1 protein-coding gene is annotated in these 1709 nt (G+C 61.4%); it reads left to right on the top strand.

The window, feature by feature from the left end; genetic code table 11:
* Positions 1-396: 396 nt before the first annotated feature.
* Positions 397-1368 (top strand): transposase, encoded by a 972-nt coding sequence (locus ENSA7_RS41245; RefSeq protein WP_181234639.1) that lies wholly within the window; start codon positions 397-399, stop codon positions 1366-1368.
* The last annotated feature ends 341 nt before the right edge of the window (positions 1369-1709 follow it).

Genomic DNA, 1709 nt, shown 5'->3' with positions numbered 1-1709 from the left:
GGGGATCTGTATGGGGAGGGGGCGGAGATGCCGACGTTCGATGGGAAGCTGTCGGATGAGGAGATTGGGGCTTTGGCTGGCTATGTGTACTCTCAGCGCCACTAGCCCGGCTTCTTGACCTGCCCGAAGGTCCTGTCATCCGCAGTTTCCCCGACCTGCCCGAAGGTTCTGTCATCCGGGTTTCGCGCGGATCCCTGACCTGCCCGAAGGTCAGGGCGTCCGGGCTTCGCGCGGTTTCTGTCCTGCCCGAAGGTCCCGTCATGCGAGATTCGCGCGATTTTGAATCTGACACGCCGAAAGTCCGGGGTGCGCGCGCCTGGCGCGATGGCTGGCAGAAAAACACGCGCGCGAGAACAAAACATGCAAACCCAGATTTGGCGGGCCGATACACCTCGCGTGACCACGCCGCCGCGACCCATCCATGCTGAACAGACGGTCTTCATCACTTGCAAGGCCGTTGGGCAGAGCTTCCGCTTTGTGCCCACCGAGAGGGTCACCCAGACGCTCCTGTTTGCGCTGGCCTACACCAGTTCGAAATACGAGATCTCGGTGCACGAGGTCGTGTACATGAGCAACCACTTCCATGTGCTGCTCACGGCGCACACAAAGTGCCTGCCAGACTTCATGGGACAGCTCAATTCCTTGGCCGCGCGCGCTTTGAATGCCCAGCGTGGAACGACGGGAACGAATTTCGAGAAAGGCTATAACTCCGTCGAACCGCAAGACGCCGACAAACTCCTCGAGCACGCGGTCTACACACTCACGAACCCGTGCGCCAGCGACTTGGTGACGAAAGCTCGGCATTGGAAAGGGGTCACGACAGCACGAATGCGATATGGCGATGAGGTCGTCGTCTCAAAGCCAAAGTTCGGATTGTGGCAAGTCAAGAAACCGCCCGAGAGGCGCAAGAAGCGGAAACGCCCGGATGCGCGGACACGTTCGAAGCGCGATCGCAGCACGATTCCGAAGATGGCGACCCTCCGGCTCGTCCGCCCACCAGTGCGGCCGGAGTTGAGCGACGACGCGCTGCGTGACCTCGTGCTCGAGCAGGTGGCTGCGCGGGAGAACGAACTCGAGTTAGAACGGCAGCAGGCGGGCAAGAAGGTCCTGAAGATGCGGAATGTCCGGACCCAGCATTGGGCCACGATTCCTGGCGCAGAGGAATTGTTTGGCGTCCGGCCAACGGTGTCCGCGAAAGTCCCGGCCAAGCGCGTGGCTGCGATCGAAGCCAAGAAGGTGTTCGAGGCGGAGTATGCGTTGGCACGCCGACGATGGTTGGCGGGAGAGAGGGATGTGGAATTTCCCGCAGGTACGTGGTTGATGTGGCGCCGACATAAGGCGCGTTGCGCTGGTGCGCCCTCGCCCTGACTATGAGTCCGGCGCGCGGCGACACGATGCATTGCACCACCGGCGCCAAGGCGAACACGTTGTCGATGTGGGTGGGCCTGAGAGCCTGCCCGTCGGTGCTGGTTTAGATCGCCAAGGCGACCCGGGGAGGACTTCTGCGGATCGATAAAGACTGTCGTTGGGGTGGCGGCGGTCGACTCAGCAGTTGAAATGAAGACTCCGTAGTCGTGGGCCTGACGTCTTCACTGAGTTCAGAGACAAGACCTTCGGGCAGGGGTCAAGGAGGGCAGGGGGTTAGAAGTAGGATTCGAAGAACGCAATCCGCTCCCGCCACTCCTCAACCTCCATCCGATGCCCCTCCC

Origin of the sequence: Enhygromyxa salina, assembly GCF_002994635.1 — a bacterium.
GTDB classification, from domain to species: Bacteria; Myxococcota_A; Polyangia; order Nannocystales; family Nannocystaceae; genus Plesiocystis; species Plesiocystis salina_B.
The sequence above is the reverse complement of the archived record's forward strand: the minus strand, read 5'-3'. Positions and strand labels throughout refer to the sequence as shown.